This is a genomic window from Salaquimonas pukyongi (assembly GCF_001953055.1).
GTDB lineage: Bacteria > Pseudomonadota > Alphaproteobacteria > Rhizobiales > Rhizobiaceae > Salaquimonas > Salaquimonas pukyongi.
In genome coordinates, this window is sequence record NZ_CP019044.1 from 2,893,508 (window position 1) to 2,910,674 (window position 17,167).

Consider the following 17,167-nt stretch of genomic DNA (forward strand, 5'->3'; position numbering starts at 1 on the left):
GGGACAAGCCCGAGAATGACTATCTTCTTCTTCTTTTCGCAGTTCGAAACTCAGCTAGTTCTTCCACAGCAGTTTCAACTGATTTCCATGCGCGAGCAGCCCGTCCTTTGGCAGCATTGTCCACACATGTGCGCTCTATCAGATACAAGCATGCTGCCTGAGCAAGATTGACCCGCAATTCATCAAGGGGTTCCTGATACGGTTTGATGTGGAAATTGGAATTCGACTTCGTGAGAGAATAGAGCAATGCACTGTCGTCCAGCTTCGCAGCATCTTTCGATACTTCCTTGATTAGTGCGAGCTGTTCAAAAGTAGCAACTTTGTCAGCTTGCATACCTGCACGAAGAATTTTTCGGACAAGTTCTGTTGTATTGTATTGCAGATCATCGGAACTCACTTTCAAATCATCCTTTAGCTTTCCCTCAGGCTTTCGGGTTCTGGCAGCTTGGACTGTGCAGCATGCAGCGCGTCCAGCCTGGCTGAAACTTCCGGCCCCGGTTCACAGGAGCGCCGGGTTTCAAGGGAAACATGGATCAAAAGCTGGTTGCAGGTCGCCAGCAGCGCCTCATCGGAGGTCCGGCACATGTCATGATACATGCGCAGCTTCTTGCCTTTCGCCTCGAGCACTTGTGTGCGCACGAAAATGGCTTCCCCGGCATGGGTCTCCTCGCGATAGGTGATCTGGTTTTCCACGGTGAAATAGGAAAGTCCGCCATCGATATAGGCTTCATCGGCACCGACCATCCGCATCACCACATCGCCCGCATCTGAAAACACCTGCCCGTAGCGGCTTTCGTTCATGTGGCCGTTATAGTCCGTCCAGTCGATGGGAATGACACGGTTGAGCGTATTGAGCGGCTGGTCGAGTTCTGTCGGCAATGCCGGCTTGACGCGCTCGTCATGGGTTTTCAGCAACGCGCCGGCGCCCCAGTTGCGGGCTTTCAGGGCGCGCATCATGGAAACCAGATTATCATCGCGAATGCGTTCAAGTTCGCGGATCGAATACCGGCCCGATTGCGCGTCGGACTGCTCGGCGATTTTGCCGGTCAATTCTTCGGTCAGCTCGGGAACATCCATCAGCTTGGTCCATGGCCAGGAAAGGCAGGGCCCGAACTGGGCAATGAAATGACGCATGCCAGCTTCCCCACCCGCAATGCGGTAGGTCTCGAACAGGCCCATCTGCGCCCATCTCAGTCCGAAGCCGAAACGGATCGCATCGTCGATCTCCTGCGTCGTCGCCACACCGTCCTTGATCAGCCACAGCGCCTCGCGCCAAACGGCTTCGAGAAACCGGTCGGCGATGTGGGCATCGATCTCCTGGCGCACGATTAGTGGCTTCATGCCGATTTCTTCCAGCACGGACTTTGCCCGCGCCGTGGTACCGGCATTGCCGACCAGCTCGATCAGCGGCAACAGATAGACCGGGTTGAAGGGATGGGCGACAAAAATCTGTTCGGGCCGGGAGGCGCCTTCCTGCAGTTCCGACGGCTTGAAGCCGGACGTGGACGAACCGATCAGCGCATCCTTGCGGCAGTTGGCCTGGATTTCGGCAAATACCTTGTGCTTGATCTCGATGCGCTCGGGCACGCTTTCCTGAATCCAGTCAGCATCGGCCACGGCTTTGGCGAGCGACCCGGCGAAGGAGAGATTGCCTTCCTGTGGCACGGTGACATCGCTGAGCGCAGGCAGGGAGCGCCGCGCATTGTCGAGCACTTCCCCGATCTTGCGTTCAGCCTCCGGATCGGGATCGCTGACGATAACGTTCCAGCCGTTGAGCAGGAAGCGCGCTGCCCATCCGCCGCCAATCACCCCGCCACCGATAATGGCTGCTGTTCTTGTCATACCGCAACCCCTTCAGGCCAGCGCCGCCCGGGGCGGTTGCCTACAAAAACCGGTGCAGGCCCTTTGGCGCCATGATGCGCAGGGCATTGTCCTTCAGCCGGTAGTGGCGCCAGATGTGAAAACCGGCGTGAACGGCAATCAGGAGTATGAGCCCGTAAAACTCGACGATATGAACGAACCCGACCCATGCATTGGCTTCCTTCATGTCGAGCGGCGGGGCGATGGGAAGAAAGCCGCCTGCCTTCAAAAGGCGCGAAGAGGTAAGGCCCAGCAGAAAGCCGGTGATTGCCACGCCGAACAGGCCCCATACGATGAGACGGTGCATCCACCAGTGAACGCGCTGGGCCCAGGGCGGCAGCTTCGGTGTGCGGGTTGTCGCCATGCCGCGCACGACAAAGTCGATGGTCCAGGCAAGGCAGAGAATAACGAACAACAGCGCGAGATTGGAATGCAGCGGAAACCCCCATGGGCCTAGCGCGAAGGCTTCCGGCGGCCCGATCAGGGCGAACCAGATCACCAGCGGAAGCATGGTCCAGTGCACGATTTTCAAAACGCTTCTTCGGGTAAGTCGGCTCATCGGTCGCTCTCGTCAGTTCCCCCATTATAGCTGACGAAGCTGATGACACGGAAGTTTCACCGTAAACGGCGCGTTTCCCCCTCATGCCGCCGGCGCCCTTTTCTCCAGCCCCAGCTTCTGGCGCACTTCCTGCGGCCCGATGACCTTCGCACCCAGATTCCCGACAATCGTCACCGCGCGCTCGACCAGTTGCGCATTGGTGGCAAGCTGGCCCTTGCCCAGCCACAGATTGTCTTCCAGCCCGACCCGTACATTGCCGCCGGCAATCACCGCAGCCGCCACATAGGCCATCTGGTTGCGGCCCAGTGAAAACCCGCTCCAGGTCCAGTTGTCCGGTACATTATTGACCATCGCCATGAAGGTGTTGAGATCATCCGGCGCACCCCACGGCACGCCCATGCAGAGCTGCACCAGCGCGTCGTCTTTCAAGACACCTTCGCTCACCAGCTGTTTGGCAAACCACAAATGCCCGGTGTCGAAAGCCTCAATCTCCGGCTTTACACCAAGCTCGGTCATCATGCCGCCCATGGCGCGCAGCATGCCCGGCGTGTTGGTCATCACATAATCGGCCTCGGCGAAATTCATCGTGCCGCAATCCAGTGTGCAGATTTCCGGCAGGCACTGGCGCACATGCTCCATGCGTTCGCTCGCACCGGCCATGTCGGTGCCCTGAACAGTGGGGAGCGGCTTTTCAATCCCGCCAAGCACCAGATCGCCGCCCATGCCGGCGGTCAGGTTGAGCACGCAATCAACGTCTGCATCGCGAATGCGTTCGGTGACCTCCCGGTAATATTCGACCTTGCGGCTCGGCACGCCGGTTTGCGGATCGCGCACGTGGCAGTGAACGATTGCCGCCCCTGCCTTGGCAGCATCAATCGCCGCATTGGCGATTTGCTCTGGCGAGCGCGGCACGTGTGGCGAACGATCCTGGGTGGAACCCGAACCGGTTACCGCACACGTGATGAAGACTTCACTGCTCATTTGAAGGGGCATGGCATTTTCTCCTGACTTACTAATCCTGCCTGGTTTCACAGAACATGCTTGACAATTAACGAAGGATTTTTGCCATATGTCGCAATGACATCAGCACCCCGCCCTATCGACATTGTCATTCTGTCAGGTTCTTCACTGATGAGCGTTGCCTCGGCGGCTGATCCGGTGCGCGCCGCCAACCGCCTTGCCAGGCAGAAGCTGTTCGACTGGCGTATTCTATCCGCAGATGGCAAACCGCCAGTGCTATCCAACGATCTGCCATTTCCCGTCAGCGGCGCGCTCAAGCCTGATGACGGCGGTGCGGCGCTGGTCATTGTCGCCGGATTCGCCCAGCATTCCAACGCCAGCGTGGAATTTCTGCGTACGCTCGCTGCTGCCGGGCGCAATTACGAAATTCTCTGCGGCGTGGAAGCCGGCACCTGGCTGCTGGCACGGGCAGGATTGATCCGCCATGAGCAGGTCACCACCCATTGGGAGGATTTCGAACTGCTCGAAAACACCTATCCCGATCTTGAAGTCCGCCGAGACCGGTTCGTCGTTGACGGGCGTATCTGGACAGCCGGCGGTGCCTCGCCTGCCCTCGACATGATGTTGCATTTGATCCGCCAGTGGCATGGCGCCTCACTCGCGCTCGATGCGGCAAGTGTTTTCATCTATGATCAGGCCCACCCTGCAACGGATGCCCAGCCGGTGGTTTCTCCAGGTCAACTGGCTTCCCGCGAGCCGCGGCTCGCAACGGCCATCAACATCATGCAGAAGACCCTCGACAGTCCGCTGCCGGTGCCAGCCATCGCCAAGCGCAGCAAGCTTTCCGCCCGCATGCTGGAAATACTGTTTGCCCGCCATGTGGGTGTGCCGCCGGGCAGCTACTATCTCGCCCTGCGCCTGCAGGCTGCCCGCAAGATGGTGCTCGATACCGCCCTGTCCATGCAGGACATCGCCGTGCGCACGGGTTTTTCCAGTCAGTCGGCCTTGTCGCGCAGCTTCCGCAAACGCTATGGCCAAAGCCCACTCAAGATGCGGCTGGCGGACTAGACCTTGGCGTTCAGGATTAGGCTGCCCGATAAAACCGCGAAAGCAGGATCGGCGTCAGATACATCGGTATCTGATAGCAACCGATGAACAGCAGCATCGGTTCGGTCACGGCGGCAGGCAGCGCTGTCAAAAACAGCGCCATGTTGCGGTTTCCCGCCACAATCGAAACAGGAACGCGGGCCGTATCAATGCCTGGAACCTGTCCCAGCACAACAAATGCCAGAACTTGGAATCCGAAATTGAAGACAAACACCAGGAACAATGTGCCGATCAAAAGCCCCGTGTTTTCGCGCAGGGCAGGCCCCACAGCAGACATCAGCCCGATGACCACCACCATCATCAATATCGCCGACAACCCGTCGGCTGCTTGCAGGGTGGATGGCGTCACACGGTGCGACAACACTCTGCGCAAAGTAAATCCGGCAGCCGCACAGAAGCCAATTACCACCAGTAGCCGTGCTGCCGGGACGAGCACTGCCATGCCCCCGCCCAGTTGCGGCATCAGCCAGAACACGGGCAGAACGGTCAGCGGCAGCAGGGCAGTACCGATCACCATCAGTCTCAATGCAGGTGCCGGGTCAGCCCCGCATAAAATGGCAAGGTTGGGCGAGCCTGAAATCGACGGCCCGGCTGCCATCAACACCAGTGCCCCGGCCAGCGCTGCCTGCCAGCCGATTACCCCGTTTTCGGAAATCCCGAACCCGGCAAAGGCAAAACAGGCGATCAGAACAAGCGGCACCGCAACCTGATAAGCCAGTGTGACAATCAATGTCAGCCGCAAATCCCGTCCTGCGCCAATGGCGGCGCTCATCCCGACGCGAAAGGCGGCAACCAGCAGCATCAAGCCAACCATTTCCGGAATATGGGCTTTCAGCAGAAGCGCCATTGGTTCGATGAAAATGCCCGCCAGCAATCCTGCGACCAGCAGGTAGCGGCCATGGCGGGCGCACCAGATCAGCGGCTTTTCCAGAACCGTCATGAAAGCCCCCGCCAGATCAGCAGGCAGGCCGATATGGCAGCACTTGCCAGCAGCAGGATGCGGAAACCGCGATCAATCCGGTGGCGCAGAAACGGTCCGGTCAGATAGCCTGCCGCAAGGCCGGGCAACAACGCCACCGCAAGCGCAAGATCACTGCTGTGCACATGACCCGATACGGAAAGAACGAACAGCGAGACGAAGGCGCCCATTGCAAAATAGGTCTGCAGGCTGGGCCGCGCCTCTGCAGCGCTGCGCCGCTGATACACCACCGCCATGGGCGGTCCGCCAACGCTGGTGATCGTTGCCGAAAGGCCGGAAAACATGCCTGCAGTGCCGACGGAAAACAGATTGAAGGGGATGCGGAAACCGCCCAGTGATATGGCAACCGCCAGTGCGATGGTCGTGCCGAACACCAGCATGAAGGTTTTTTCGTCGGGAATGGCCGACAGCACCGCAACACCGATGATACTGCCGATGACCCTGCCCCCTACCGCAGACCAGACCTCGTTCCAGTGGATTTTCGACCATTCGCTGCCCAGCGAGATCAGCGCCGTCACAAAGGTCAGCATGAGCACCGGCACCGGAACGAAGGCAATGGAAATCAGTGCCAGCAGGGGAGCGGCGATCAGCCCGAAGGCGATACCAAGCGCATATTGAACCGCCGTAGCAATGAAAATCGCCCCATTGGCGAGCAGCAGCGCGGTCATCGAATGCTCGGACCAGGCTGCCTGGAAAGGGGCTAAAAAACCATCCATGGGATGAGACTGTCCTGCGGCATAGCCTGTCCGTTATCGGTTGAACCTGCCCTCAACCACCAGGCCGTGCACGGATGTTCTCCGGCAGCCAGGTCGCCAGTTCAGGAAAGGCGATCAGTACAAACACCATCACCACCATGATGGCGAACATCGGCAGGGCAGCACGCGCGATGTAGTTCATCTCGTGATGGGTCATGCCCTGCAGCACAAACAGGTTGAAGCCGATCGGCGGAGTGATTTGGGCCATTTCCACCACCACGACGATGAAGATGCCAAACCAGATGATGTCGATGCCGGCCTGGCGGATCATCGGCTCCACCACCGCGATGGTAAGCACCACCGAGGAGATGCCATCGAGAAAACAGCCGATCACGATGTAGAAGACAAGCAGTGCCATCAGCAGTTCAAAACGCGAAAGCCCAAGCGAGGCGATCCATTCGGCAAGCGCGCGCGGCAGCCCGGTAAAGCCCATCGATAATGACAAAAAGGCGGCACCCGCCAGAATGAGTGCGATCATCGCAGACGTGCGCGTTGCGCCCATCAGGCTGGCGGTGAAGGTCTGCCAGTTGAGCGACCCCTGAAAGGCGGCCAGGGTCATCGATCCCAACACGCCGAAGGCGGCAGCCTCTGTCGCCGTGGCAAACCCGAGATACATCGATCCGATGACCACCAGGATCAGCAGGATGACCGGAATGAGAAAACGCGAATTGGCGAGCTTTTCCGAAAACCGCATTTTTGGCTCGGGGTCCGGCTTGTAGGAGGGAGAAAGCCTGGAAAGAATCGCCACATAGGCCATGAACATGGCAGCCAGCACCAGGCCCGGGAAAACCCCTGCCATGAACAGCTTGGTAATCGATTCATTGATCGTCACCCCATAGACAATGAGGGTAAGCGACGGCGGGATCATCAGGCCCAGCGTGGCAGCGCCAGCCAGCGTGCCGATCACCATGTGTTCGGGATAGTTGCGCTTTCTCAGTTCGGGGATCGACATCTTGCCGATGGTCGTCAGCGTCGCCGCGGATGAGCCCGAAACCGCTGCAAAGACCGTGCAGCCGACAATATTGGTGTGCACCAGCCCCCCCGGAAGGCCAGCCATCCAGGGCGACAGCCCCTTGAACATGTCCTCCGACAGCCGCGTGCGGAACAGGACTTCACCCATCCAGATGAACAGGGGCAAGGCGGTCAGCGTCCATGAGGAGGATGCCGACCAGATGATCGTCATCATCGCATCGCCGGCGGGCCGGGACGTGAAGAGCTCCATGCCCACCCAGGCAACGCCGAGCAGCGACAACCCGACCCAGACGCCGGAGCCGAGCAGCAAGAACAGCACGAAGAGAAAGATGCCGGTTGCGTAAAACTGTTCCATGATCAACCGCTCACACTTCGGGGCCGTCGAGCTTCTCGGCCCGAATGTTGTCACGCCCATACAGCAGGAGCGAAATGAGATTGTCCCAGAAGGAAACGGCAAGCAGAACCGCCCCGATGCCGACGGGGATCTGCACGATCCAGATCGGGGTGGCATCCAGGCCCTGGCTGATATCGCCGAATTTCAGCGACCAGTAGATGGCCTTGATGGCATACCAGGCAAGATAGCTGGCAGCCACCGTTCCGATCACCATACACCACAGTTCCGCCCAATAGCGGTGCCGGCCCAGCGCCGACAAGATCAGCGATACCCGGATATGGGAGCCGGAATTGAGCGCATAGGCAAAGGCAAGAAAGGAGGACGCTGCCATCAGGTAACCGGCATATTCCGACAGGCCCGGAAGCGAGATCAGCGACCAGCGTGCCACCATCTGCATCACGATAACGCACAAAATGGCGACAAGGCAGATCGCGGCCAGAATGCCGCTTGCCAGATACAGCCGGTCGAGGAATGGGCGAATTGTCATGATGAAGTCCGGAGAAAAAACCGGCGGTTGGAGTGCCAACCGCCGGTGCTTCTTCTTTACATGCTCTTGTAAGCGTCGATGATTGCCTGGCCTTCGTCCCCGGCGCTTTCCAGCCATTCCTTGGTCATCGTCTCGCCAAAGCCCTTCAGATCGCTTTTGAGCTGATCGGAGGGCGGGGCCACCGTCATGCCGTTTTCAGCAAGGCCCTTGAGATAGAAATCCGTCAGTTCCTTGGCCTTGGCAAGGCCGCGTGCGGCAGCCTCTGCACCACAGTCGGCGATGGCACCCTGTGCCTTGGCATCAAGCCCGTCCCAGGCATCCTTGTTGACGAAAACGACGTTGCGCGGCAGCCAGGCCTGAACATCGTAAAAATGGGTCAACTGCTCCCACACCTTGCGGTCATAGCCGGTCGAGCCGGAAGAGATGAAAGACTCAGCCACGCCCGTTGCCAGCGCCTGGGAGAGTTCTGCAGCCTCGATCTGAACGGGAACCATGCCGGCAAGCTCGGCAATGCGTGCCGTCGCGGTGTTGTAGGCACGGAACTTGAGCCCTGCGAGATCGGCCGCTGAATTGATTTCCTTCTTGGTGTAGATGCCCTGTGGCGGCCATGGCACGGCATAGACGTAGACCAGGTTCTCTTCAGCCAGCGCTGCCTGCAGCTTGTCGCCGGCCGCCTTCCAGAGCTTTTCGGAATCATCGAACGATGTGGCGACGAACGGGATGGAATCGACACCATAAAGCGGGTTTTCGTTGGCGTGGGCAGAGATCAGCCGTTCGCCGATATTCGCCTGGCCGGTCTGCACGGCACGCTTGATGTCGGCACCGCCGAACAGCGAACCGCCTGCATGGGTAACGATTTCAAGACCGCCGCTCTTTTCGGTCACACATTTGGCGAACTCGGCGCCGTTTTCCGAATGATAGTTGGTGGCCGCATAGGCCATCGGCATATCCCATTTTTCGGCAGATGCTGCAGAAGCCGAGAGAGCTGTCAGCGCGGTGGCGGACAACAACAGGGTCAAACGTTTCATGATAATCTCCTCCATTAACGTTGGTGCACCGGGAATCATTAAATATGGAAGTCCGAAAACTGCAAGCTCCTCCGCTCAGACCCGGCTTTCCATCACTAATAATTTGTCGATAAATTGTCAATATAATAATGATGAAACTGGAAAATCGGTGTTTTCCTCTGCCTTACAACCGGGCTTGCGGCTAGAGCGTGTCCTGGTTGGATGGAATCGTTTGAACGCCGGTAATCGGGTCTTCGGCAAGGCGCAAAAAGCGCAGCAGTGCAGGCACTGTCAGCGTTTTGCAACGCGGCCCGAAGGCCCGGGAACCAGGTTCAGGCGATTGCAGAAAACAAAAGCTATTCAACATGGTATTGCATTAGCTGTGGTATCTTTTCCGCCCTGGCTTCGTCGAAATCCTCGCAGGATGGATAAACATCCTGCTGTGGTATTCTCCCTGCCAGAAGCGAAAAATCCATCCATTCAAACTGCTTCCAGCTAACCAGGACACGCTCTAAAATCGCCGCATGCATCCCGGCAGCATGAACACGTGCCTGCCGAAACGCTGCAGCCGGAACAGGGACGCCGAGCCAGATTATCGAAAGCGTGAGGGAGAATAAGGAGCCAGGTCCATGTTCGGCTTCTTGCCGCTAATGAGCTGCGCCAACAGATAGCCTGTCTTTGGCCCCCCGGTCAGGCCCACATGCTGATGGCCAAACCCGGCATAAACCCCTTTGGCCGTTTCCACCTCCCCGATCACCGGCAGGGAATCGGTGGTCGCCGGGCGATGGCCCATCCAGCGTTCCGTCCGCTCCCATCTCACCCCGGGAAACGCCTTGCGGAATTTCGATTCAAGCAGCCGGAATGGAGCTTCGGAAGGGGGCGCTTCCAGCCCGCCGAACTCGACAATCCCGGCGCAGCGGATGCGCCCTTCCATGGGCGAAACCACGAATTTCCCCGAGGCCAGCATGAACGGTGCTGCCGGTGTCCAGGAAGGGTTCCACAATTCCAGGTGATAGCCCCGCTCGGTTTCGAGCGGAACCTTCAGTCCCAGTTCCGCCATCAGTGGCTGCGACCAGGCCCCTGTCGCCACCACGGCAACATCGAAAGGCTGCACTTTACCATCGATCCGCACACCCTTGAGCCTGCCATCCGCCACCGCGATCTTGTCGGCAGTTCCGCGGAGGATGGCGCCGCCTTGCTCCTTAAAATGCCTTGCCAGCGCTTTGACATAGGCGCCGGGGTCGGTGATCAGCCCGTGATCGGGCATGGAAATGGCGAGTGCATCCGGCGCGGTCAGGCCCGGAAACGCCTCTGCAAGCGCATCGCCTTCAAGCTCGCGCCATGTGAACCCGTGCCGCCGGCGGATTTCCCAGCCGAAGGCGTCCTGCTCAAACGCCCTGCGCCTGTCATAGAGATAAAGATAGTCCGTTGCCCGCAAATAGCGTTCGCCGGCAGTGCCGGTAGCAAGCGCCTGATGATCGGCCAGGCTGTCGCCAATGATATTGTACATGCTGGCCGCGATGCGCTTTGTGTCCTTTGCATTGGCATGGGAAAGATATTTTACCAGCCATGGCGCAAGGCGCGGCAGATAGCGCCATTTCAAATAGAGCGGCTGACCGGGATCAAACAGCATCAACGGCGCCTTGTGGAGAAGCCCTGGCCCGGTAACCGGCACGATGGCGCAACTGGCCAGGATGCCGCCATTGCCATGGCTGGTTGCTTCACCGGGCCCTGCCTTGTCCACAATGGTCACGTCATGACCATCGCGCTGCAGCCATATCGCCGTTGAGACACCAACAATCCCCGCCCCGATTACCAGCACCTTCTTGCCGGGACCCCCCTTTGCGGCCCTGCTGCTTGCGGGCTTTACGCTGGACTTTTCCACCACCTTGCGCTCCAAAATCACTGTCGCGATCTTTTTCGCGCGACCTTATCAGCGCCCGCCGGCAAGCCAACCGGTTTTTACTTCAGACTGCACAGGAAAAGACGGAACGGGAGATGACGGCTACAAGCAAGGCAGATGGCGGCGCATTCATGGGCATTTTGATGCTCGACACCGCCTTTCCAAGGCTGCCGGGCGATATCGGCAATCCGGCGACCTTCGATTTCGCCACCCGCAGGCAGATCGTGAGCGGCGCTCACCCTGACAGGATCGTGCTTGAAGATGCTTCCAACTGGCTGCCGCCCTTTACCCGGGCCGCCCGCAAGCTTGAGGAGCAGGGCGCGCACCTGATCACCACCAGTTGCGGTTTTCTTGCGCCCTTTCAGGAAGCGCTGGAGGCGGCGGTGCAAATTCCGGTGCTGACCTCATCGCTTCATCTCTACCACCGCATCGCGGCAAGTCTTGATGCCGGCAAGCAGGTGGGCATCCTGACCATTTCCCCCGGCACGCTCAGCGAAACACATCTTGGCTGTGCTGCAATACCGGCCAACACAATCATTGGCGGCCTGTCAGCGGAAAGCCATTTTCGCTGCAGCATCCTGGAAAACCGCACTACGCTCGACCGGCAGAAATCAGAATGTGAGCATGTCGCGGCAGCTTGTGCCATGCAGACAGAGCATCCCCAACTCGGCGCGATCCTGCTTGAATGCACCAACATGCCGCCCTACGCGGCAGCCATCGCCGCAACCACCGGCCTGCCGGTTTATTCGATCAATTCCGGTCTTGAGGCAATCTGGCACAATCGGCCGCTGGAACCCGTCGTCAGCCAGCCTTGAGCGGCAAACCGCTATGCCGCCGCGGGCCGGGGCACCCGGTTTTCCAGATATCGCATTACAAGAACGATGACCCCCGTCAGAATGACGTAGATGCCGGCAATCAGCAGGAGCGGTTCATAAATGCGATAGGTGTCCTGCCGGATCTGATAACCCACACCAAACAGTTCCTGAATGGTGATGGTGGCGGCAAGCGGGGTCGACTTGAGCGTCAGAACCATTTCACCGGCAAGGGTCGGGAAAACATTCTGCAACGCCCGTGGCAGCCAGATACGGTAAAGCACCTTGAACGGGCTCATGCCCATGGCGCGCGCCGCCTCCAGTTCACCCTTCGGTACGCCGGCAAAGGCGCCGCGCATCACCTCGCCGCTGTAGCCGGCAACTGAAAAGACGAATGCCATGATGGCATAGGGATAGGCATCGCGCAGATAGGGCCACAGTATGCTTTCACGCAGCGCCGGAATCTCCGGAAATACACCCGAACCAATGCCATAATAGATCAGCCAGAGCTGAATGAGCAGCGGCGTCCCGCGAATGACCGTGCAGAAACCAAGCGCAATTCTTCCCAGCCATTTTGGCCCTGTGACCTGGACCAGGCCGATGGGTATGGCGAGCAGCATTCCGAAGAAGATGGAAACAACCAGCAGTTCGAGCGTCAGCAGAAGGCCGGCGACAAGCTGATCGAAATATGTCGGAAACCAGTCCCAGACCATCACCGCCTCCCGATCGCCAAAGCGTTCAACTTCAGCGCATCGCCCGACTCGGGCCGGTAGCGGCGCTCAAGGCGCCTGAATATCCAGGTCGAAACGAGCGTCAAGCACAGGTAAAGCACTGCCGCGGCCGAATAAAACAAAAGATAGCTGCGCGTACTGCCGGCGGCCTGGCGTGTAACGGTCGCCAGTTCGACCGAACCGATCACCGCAAGCAGCGCCGTGTCCTTGGTTACGATCAGCCAGAGATTGGCAAGTCCAGGAAGCGCGAAGGGGATCATCGACGGGATCATGATGCGTGCGAGCATCTTTGTCCTCGACATGCCATAGGCATAGGCCGCCTCAACCTGCCCTTTGGGGACTGCCAGCATGGCCGCGCGAATGACTTCGGTCGTGTAGGCTCCCTGAACAAATCCGAGCACCAGTATCCCCGCAAGAATGGGGTTGATGCTGATCGTCGGCAACCCCACGGCTGTCAGCGCAAGATTGATGGCAGCCTCGCCGGCAAAATACAGCAGCAATATCAGTACCAGTTCCGGCACAGCCCTGATAAGGGTCGTGTAGGTCTCCAACAAGGTCTTCAGGATTGGCCCGCCATAGATCTTTCCCACAGCGCCCAAAAACCCGATGACAAGGCCCAGCGCATAGGCGCCCAATGCAACAATGAGGGTAAACACCAGACCGCGCAGCAGCACACCGCCCCAGCCGGGTGGCGAAAATGCCAGCAGTTGCAAACTGTCCCACATAGCCTCCCCCGGGAACAATGGCATGTCTTGCCAACTTGGGGAAAACGCCCCTGTTGGGGCGCATTACCCAAGCTGGAAAAAACCCCGGCAGTTTCCCGCCGGGGTTTGAAAAACGATTACTCGCCGTAGATGTCGAAGTCGAAGTACTTCTTGGCGATAGCATCATAGGTGCCGTCGGCACGAACCTTGGCGATCGCCTCGTTGAACTTGGCCTTCAGTTCGTCGTCACCCTTGCGAAGGCCGACGCCGACGCCCTTGCCGAAGATCGCTTCGTCCTTCAGATACGCCTTGATCTCGAAATCCTTGCCGACATCGGAATTGAGGAAGTCAGAGAACGCCAGCGAATCGCCGATAACCGCGTCAAGGCGGCCGGCGACAAGGTCGTTGTTGTGTTCATCAAAGCCCTGATAGTTCACCTTGATGCTGTCAGCCACGTCCTTGTAGTACTTTTCGGCATAGTTGGCGTGGATCGTCGAAATCTGCGCACCGACAACCTTGCCCTTCATGGATTCCGGCGAACCGTCAACATCCATGCTTTTGGGCGCAACAAGCGCCGCAGGCGTGTTGTAGTACTTGTCGGAAAAGTCGATGGTTTTCATGCGCTCTTCGGTGATCGACATCGAAGCGAAGATCGCATCGATCTTGCCTGAGGTCAGCGCCGGAATGATGCCGTCCCAGGCAATCGGCGTCCAAACGCAGGTTTCGCCCATGGCTTCACAAACGGCGTTACCCAGTTCGATCTCAAAACCGGTGCGGTTGCCGCTGGCGTCCTGATCGGCAAACGGCGGATAGGGCGCGGTGTCGAGGCCCAGCTTGATTTCCGCCGAAGCCTGAGTGGCGGCGAGACCGGCTGCAAAAGCGGCCGCTATCACAATGTTGATCGTCTTCTTCATTTTCATTTCTCCCTGGTTACAGTTGAATTGGGTTTGCCCCGGATAAACGTTCGATCAATGGATCGAACTGACAAAAGCCTTGCAGCGTTCGCTGTCCGGCTCGTAGAAAACCTTTTTCGGCGGGCCTTCCTCCTCCACCACTCCCTGATGAAGATAGATGACGTGGGAAGACACATCCCGCGCGAATTTCATTTCATGGGTGACGAGAATCATCGTGCGGCCCTCATCGACCAGTTCGCGGATGACCCGCAGTACCTCGCCCACCAGTTCGGGATCGAGCGCTGAGGTGGGTTCATCGAACAGCATGACTTCCGGATTGATCGCAAGCGCGCGGGCAATTGCCGCACGCTGCTGCTGGCCGCCCGACAGAAAGCCGGGATACTGATCCTTCTTGTCCCACAGGCCAACCTTCTGCAGAATATCCTCGGCCTGTTCGGTGGCCTCTGCCTTCGAGCGGCCAAGCACATGCACCGGTGCCTCGATGACATTCTGCATAACGTTCATGTGCTGCCACAGATTGAAGCTCTGGAAGACCATGCCGAGCTTGGTTCTGAGCCGCTGCACCTGACGGGCATCGGCAGGATGAAGATTGCCGTCAGAGCCGTCCTTGAACTTGATCGGCTCGCCGGCAACCGAAATGCCGCCCTTGGTCGGCAGTTCCAGAAGATTGATGCAGCGCAGAAACGTGCTCTTTCCCGATCCTGAAGCGCCAATGATGGAGATCACATCGCCCTTGTGGGCCTCCATCGAGATCCCCTTCAGGACTTCCAGATCGCCGAACCGCTTGTGGATGTCGAAAACCTCCACCGCAGGGACATCGCCGGGCGATTCACCCTTTTGCGTGTGCGAAGATACGCTTGAACTCAATGACTTCCTCCCATTACACCCTTTATCGAACCACAAAGGAAACTTTTTGCAAGCCTAAAACGATCTGCTGCGCTGTTCTGACCGGCAATCCGGCGCCGGACAGGCACCTCACAATGCCCCGCCCGCTGCCTCCCCCACAGCCATGCGATCTGCTTCCCGCTGGACCATGCCGAACAAATCGCGCGGATCATCCGGATCGGCAATCATGTCGAGCGTCTGGCAAAAGGCCGGCCGCTCGCCGGTCTTTGCCCGTAGCCACCGCAGCGCGGAAAAATCCTCGATGGCAAAGCCGACTCCGTCGAACAGGGTCACTTCGCCGGCTGAACTCCGGCCCTTGTCATCTCCTGTAATGACCTGCCACAATTCACGCACCGGATAGTCTTCCTCCAACTGTTGTATCTCCCCTTCAATTCGGGTCTGCGGCGGATATTCGACAAAGATCTCGGAGCGCAGCAACACGTCACGATGCAGTTCGGTCTTGCCGGGGCAATCGCCGCCGATTGCGTTGATGTGAAGGCCGGAGCCGATCATGTTGTCAGTCAGAATGGTGGCGTAGTTCTTGTCTGCCGTGCAGGTGGTTACAACATCGGCACCCTCGATTGCCTCCTCCGCAGTCGAACATATCGTCAGTTCCAGCCCGCTGTCCTTCAGGTTGCGCACGCATTTTTCCGACGCTTCCCGGTCGATGTCGTAGAGGTTTACCCGGCTGATGCCATTGACCGCCTTGAGGGCAAGCGCCTGGAACTCGGCCTGGGCGCCATTGCCGACCAGACAAAGCGTCCGGGGGTTTTCGCGCGCAAGATACTTCGTCGCCATCGCTGATGTCGCTGCCGTTCTGAGCGCCGTCAATATTGTCATTTCGGTCAACAGAACCGGATAGCCCGTATCGACGGAGGCCAGCAGGCCGAAAGCGGTCACCGTCTGCAGGCCCTCCTTCATGTTCTTGGGATGGCCGTTCACATATTTGAAGCCGTAATCGATACCGTCGGAGGTCGGCATCAATTCGATCACCCCGTCGGTTGAATGGGAAGCGACCCGCGGCGTCTTGTCGAACAGCGGCCAGCGGCGGAAATCCTCTTCGATATGGGCTGTCAGCTCAACCATGCATTGCTCGACACCCACATCGAGCGCCAGCCGCATCATGTTCTCCACGCTGACAAAGGGAACCTGGTTGAGGTTGGATTTCATGGTGTTCATCTTCGTCTCAGTCACTAAGGTTCATTTCAATAACTGCGGGTTTGGCGGTCGAGAATGCGTTTTCCGAACAGGCTGCAGGTCAGATCAACCAGCAATTTCGCCGTTCGCCCGCGCTCATCGAGAAACGGATTGAGTTCAACCAGATCGAGCGAACGGACACAGCCGCTTTCATGCAGCATTTCCATGATGAGATGCGCCTCACGCACCGTTGCCCCGCCCGGCACGGTGGTTCCAACAGCAGGCGCCACCTGCGGGTCGAGGAAATCGACGTCCAGGCTGACATGCAGCCAGCCGCCGGCAGCGGTTACCCGGTCGATGAAACGGCGTACCAGCGTGACGATACCGAACTCGTCCACCGCCCGCATGTCATAGAGTTCAAAGCGGCGCTCGAGCAGCTTCTTTCCCTCGTCACGATCCACCGACCGCAACCCGATCAGGCACACATTTTCCGGCTCCACTGCCACCTCCAGCGGCGGATAATATCCCTCAAACCCCGCTTCGCCGGTCAGGTAGGCAAGCGGCGTGCCGTGCAGATTACCGCTTTCGGTGGTCTCCAGCGTATGAAAATCAGGATGGGCATCAAGCCACAGCACGAAAAGCGGCGCCTCGGCTTGTGCTGCCGCCTTGGCAACGCCGGCAATTGAACCGGCCGACAGGGAATGATCACCGCCCATGAACACGGGAATGGCATCCTGTGCGCTGGAATAGGAGGCCTGTGCCAAGGCCCCGATCCAGCCGGAGATTTCCTGCAGATCGTGAAGATGGGGATTGGGGTGCTCGCTTACGGCAACCGGCTTGGCAGACAGGTTGCCCCTGTCGGAAACTTCATAATCCAGCGCCGCCACTGCATCGCAAATGCCCGCCGTGCGCAGCGCATCGGGCCCCATCACACAGCCTGCCTGGCTGGCGCCAGCCTGAACCGGCACGCCAATGAAAACGCAGCGATCAGCTGCCAAACT

At 58.7% G+C, this 17,167-nt stretch carries 19 protein-coding genes; 3 read left to right on the top strand and 16 right to left on the bottom strand.

The features are described from left to right. Positions 1-19: 19 nt before the first annotated feature. The 4 genes from BVL55_RS16640 to bcoG all read right to left on the bottom strand — a co-directional run bounded on the left by BVL55_RS16640 (position 20) and on the right by bcoG (position 3,412). Positions 20-397 (bottom strand): hypothetical protein, encoded by a 378-nt coding sequence (locus tag BVL55_RS16640; RefSeq protein ID WP_156892558.1) that lies wholly within the window; start codon positions 395-397, stop codon positions 20-22. Positions 398-411: 14 nt separating this feature from the next. After that, the gene (locus BVL55_RS13905) at positions 412-1,842 is read right to left on the bottom strand and encodes a carnitine 3-dehydrogenase (protein ID WP_075997409.1); all 1,431 of its coding nucleotides are present in this window, start codon (positions 1,840-1,842) and stop codon (positions 412-414) included. Between the two features lie 40 nt (positions 1,843-1,882). After that, positions 1,883-2,419, bottom strand: coding sequence for a cytochrome b/b6 domain-containing protein (locus BVL55_RS13910; protein WP_075997410.1), 537 nt, complete (start codon positions 2,417-2,419; stop codon positions 1,883-1,885). 81 nt (positions 2,420-2,500) lie between these two features. After that, the gene (gene bcoG, locus BVL55_RS13915) at positions 2,501-3,412 is read right to left on the bottom strand and encodes a 3-dehydrocarnitine:acetyl-CoA trimethylamine transferase BcoG (RefSeq protein WP_075997411.1); all 912 of its coding nucleotides are present in this window, start codon (positions 3,410-3,412) and stop codon (positions 2,501-2,503) included. Between the two features lie 84 nt (positions 3,413-3,496). On the opposite strand from bcoG, the gene BVL55_RS13920 reads away from it, so the two are divergent. Then, on the top strand, positions 3,497-4,447 hold the full coding sequence (locus tag BVL55_RS13920; protein ID WP_083649552.1) for a GlxA family transcriptional regulator: 951 nt from the start codon (positions 3,497-3,499) through the stop codon (positions 4,445-4,447). A gap of 16 nt (positions 4,448-4,463) precedes the next feature. Here the strand turns inward: BVL55_RS13920 and BVL55_RS13925 are convergent, their stop codons facing one another. The 5 genes from BVL55_RS13925 to BVL55_RS13945 all read right to left on the bottom strand — a co-directional run bounded on the left by BVL55_RS13925 (position 4,464) and on the right by BVL55_RS13945 (position 9,101). Then, positions 4,464-5,426 carry a hypothetical protein gene (locus BVL55_RS13925; RefSeq protein ID WP_075997413.1) on the bottom strand — a complete coding sequence of 321 codons (963 nt, stop codon included), beginning with the start codon at positions 5,424-5,426 and terminating at the stop codon, positions 4,464-4,466. Then, positions 5,423-6,133 (bottom strand): sulfite exporter TauE/SafE family protein, encoded by a 711-nt coding sequence (locus BVL55_RS13930; protein WP_075998173.1) that lies wholly within the window; start codon positions 6,131-6,133, stop codon positions 5,423-5,425. Before BVL55_RS13930 ends, BVL55_RS13925 begins: the two co-directional genes overlap by 4 nt. A gap of 100 nt (positions 6,134-6,233) precedes the next feature. After that, complete coding sequence (locus BVL55_RS13935; RefSeq protein WP_075997414.1) at positions 6,234-7,547, bottom strand: TRAP transporter large permease; 1,314 nt, start codon at positions 7,545-7,547, stop codon at positions 6,234-6,236. 10 nt (positions 7,548-7,557) lie between these two features. Next, positions 7,558-8,073 (bottom strand): TRAP transporter small permease, encoded by a 516-nt coding sequence (locus tag BVL55_RS13940; protein WP_075997415.1) that lies wholly within the window; start codon positions 8,071-8,073, stop codon positions 7,558-7,560. A 56-nt stretch (positions 8,074-8,129) separates the two neighbouring features. Continuing rightward, positions 8,130-9,101 (bottom strand): TRAP transporter substrate-binding protein, encoded by a 972-nt coding sequence (locus BVL55_RS13945; protein ID WP_075998174.1) that lies wholly within the window; start codon positions 9,099-9,101, stop codon positions 8,130-8,132. Between BVL55_RS13945 and BVL55_RS16645 the strand changes: the two genes are divergently transcribed. After that, a complete protein-coding gene (locus BVL55_RS16645) occupies positions 9,070-9,579 on the top strand; it encodes a hypothetical protein (RefSeq protein WP_205410807.1) in 510 nt (169 codons plus the stop codon). The genes BVL55_RS13945 and BVL55_RS16645 overlap by 32 nt on opposite strands. A 93-nt stretch (positions 9,580-9,672) precedes the next feature. On the opposite strand, the gene BVL55_RS13950 is transcribed toward BVL55_RS16645, so the two are convergent. Beyond that, positions 9,673-10,968 carry an NAD(P)/FAD-dependent oxidoreductase gene (locus tag BVL55_RS13950; protein WP_244530520.1) on the bottom strand — a complete coding sequence of 432 codons (1,296 nt, stop codon included), beginning with the start codon at positions 10,966-10,968 and terminating at the stop codon, positions 9,673-9,675. A gap of 110 nt (positions 10,969-11,078) precedes the next feature. On the opposite strand from BVL55_RS13950, the gene BVL55_RS13955 reads away from it, so the two are divergent. After that, positions 11,079-11,798: an aspartate/glutamate racemase family protein gene (locus tag BVL55_RS13955; protein WP_075997416.1), complete on the top strand. Its 720-nt coding sequence runs from the start codon at positions 11,079-11,081 to the stop codon at positions 11,796-11,798. 11 nt (positions 11,799-11,809) lie between these two features. Here BVL55_RS13955 and BVL55_RS13960 read toward each other — a convergent pair whose 3' ends face one another. The 6 genes from BVL55_RS13960 to rocF all read right to left on the bottom strand — a co-directional run bounded on the left by BVL55_RS13960 (position 11,810) and on the right by rocF (position 17,164). Further along, on the bottom strand, positions 11,810-12,508 hold the full coding sequence (locus BVL55_RS13960) for an ABC transporter permease (RefSeq protein ID WP_075997417.1): 699 nt from the start codon (positions 12,506-12,508) through the stop codon (positions 11,810-11,812). Continuing rightward, positions 12,508-13,251 (bottom strand): ABC transporter permease, encoded by a 744-nt coding sequence (locus BVL55_RS13965; protein WP_083649554.1) that lies wholly within the window; start codon positions 13,249-13,251, stop codon positions 12,508-12,510. The genes BVL55_RS13960 and BVL55_RS13965 overlap by 1 nt, the downstream gene beginning before the upstream one ends. Before the next feature lie 116 nt (positions 13,252-13,367). Continuing rightward, positions 13,368-14,144, bottom strand: a complete 777-nt coding sequence (locus BVL55_RS13970) for a transporter substrate-binding domain-containing protein (RefSeq protein ID WP_156892560.1) — start codon at positions 14,142-14,144, stop codon at positions 13,368-13,370. 54 nt (positions 14,145-14,198) lie between these two features. Further along, positions 14,199-15,011, bottom strand: coding sequence for an ABC transporter ATP-binding protein (locus BVL55_RS13975; RefSeq protein ID WP_075997420.1), 813 nt, complete (start codon positions 15,009-15,011; stop codon positions 14,199-14,201). Positions 15,012-15,119: 108 nt separating this feature from the next. Then, positions 15,120-16,199, bottom strand: coding sequence for an ornithine cyclodeaminase (locus BVL55_RS13980; protein WP_075998176.1), 1,080 nt, complete (start codon positions 16,197-16,199; stop codon positions 15,120-15,122). Between the two features lie 35 nt (positions 16,200-16,234). Beyond that, positions 16,235-17,164 (bottom strand): arginase, encoded by a 930-nt coding sequence (rocF, locus tag BVL55_RS13985; protein ID WP_156892631.1) that lies wholly within the window; start codon positions 17,162-17,164, stop codon positions 16,235-16,237. Positions 17,165-17,167 lie beyond the last annotated feature (3 nt).